This window comes from Collinsella sp. SGI.033 (assembly GCF_050315135.1).
Lineage (GTDB): Bacteria > Actinomycetota > Coriobacteriia > Coriobacteriales > Coriobacteriaceae > Collinsella.
Map to the genome: position 1 here is coordinate 1 of NZ_JBNPOK010000052.1, position 1,469 is coordinate 1,469.

1 protein-coding gene is annotated in these 1,469 nt (G+C 56.8%); it reads left to right on the plus strand.

Going from position 1 to position 1,469, the window contains the following annotated elements:
* Window positions 1-84: 84 nt before the first annotated feature.
* On the plus strand, window positions 85-1,299 hold the full coding sequence (locus ACQRC0_RS08700) for an MFS transporter (protein WP_195622531.1): 1,215 nt from the start codon (window positions 85-87) through the stop codon (window positions 1,297-1,299).
* Window positions 1,300-1,469: the final 170 nt, after the last annotated feature.

The following is a 1,469-nucleotide window of genomic DNA, read 5'->3' on the forward strand; positions in this document are numbered from 1 at the left end:
GCTGCATAGATTTTCGTTGCAACCTGGAAAGGGGATGGAGCAGGCCTATGCCCTCCATCCCCTTTTTGTATAGAAGGAGTTCGTATGTTCGCGAAGGATCGCGAAGCAATGCGCCTGACGCCGGCAGAGGTCAGGCTGATTCTTATTGAGTCCCTGCAGTGGTGCGCCAACAACGCGGTCTACTTTTTGGGGCTTATCGGTGCGGCCACGTATGATCTGGCTGGCACGGCCTTTTTGGTTGCCGCCATTACGCTCGTGCGCAATCTTATGACGTCGGTGGGCAATATGGTGTCGGGCTCGGTCATCGACCGCTTTGGACCGCGCCGGACGTCGTTTGTGACGTGCGTGATTACGGCAGTGCTATCGCTTGGCGTGGGGTTAGCGCCGTTGTCTGTCCCCGGGCTTGTGTTTGCCGCGTGCGTCTTGGGACTTGCGGGCGGCTTTATCAACACCTGCACGCATGCGTTTCCGGGATACCTGGAGTCGACCACCGAGGGCCGTACCCGCGTGAACGGTCTCATGGTGTTCTACAGCAATATCGCCTATACCGCTGGCCCGCTGCTCGGTGGTGCCATCGTGAGCTGTTTTGCCACGCAATCGGTCTATTTGCTCATGGCGGGCATGATGGGTGTGGCGGCCGTGCTCTCCTTGGGCTGTCACGAGTGTGTTGCTCCTGCAAAAGGGGAGAAGCCGAAGGGCGGTATTCTGGGCGGCATGGCCGAGGGCGCGCGACTTACGTTTCGCGACCACGACCTGCGCCTCATCTTTATCTCGGGCTTTTTGGGTTTCTTTGCGTTTGGCGCGTTCGATTCGCTGGAGTCGTTGTTCTACCGCGATGTGCTCAACGTGGATATCGTCTGGCTGGGCTGGCTGTCCTCGGTCGTGGGCCTCACTTCCTCGGTGGGCGCGTTCATCCTGACCAAGCTTTCTGCTCGCCATGTCAACCTGCGATTGCTGCTCGGCGCGCTCATGGCCGTGGGCATTGGGTCCATGGTGTACGTGGGCACCGATATGCTGGGGGTCGCGATTATCGGTCAAGCGATTAACGGTCTGGCCTGGGGATTCCTGGAACCGCTGCAGATGATCTTGATTCAGGAGCGCGCCGACATCAAATACCTGGGACGCATTACCGGCTTTGTGCGTTTTGGCCTGATGAGCGCCGGCGTGCTGCCGCTGCTGGCAGCTCCGTTTTTGGCGGAGGCTTTGGGCGTCCAGACGGTACTGTTTGGAGCATCGACCATTATTGCGCTGGTAGGAACGCTGTTCTTTGTCACACAAGGGAGACGCCGGGGGCGCTAGCTATACATCAAATTCTAATTTAATACCACTCACCAGAGAATTTCGACCGTTCACCGAGGATTGGAACAGATTGAAAAGTGGTATTAAAAACACGTTGGGTGTATGTCTATAATTGGTATCGAAAAGAAACGCGATGTATAGATTCGCGTGCAGGACAGAAAGGAAAAGCC

What these genes read in the sequence shown, in the direction of transcription:
- ACQRC0_RS08700 (WP_195622531.1), top strand. Translation starts at nt 85, where the DNA reads ATGTTCGCGAAGGATCGCGAAGCAATGCGCCTGACGCCGGCAGAGGTC.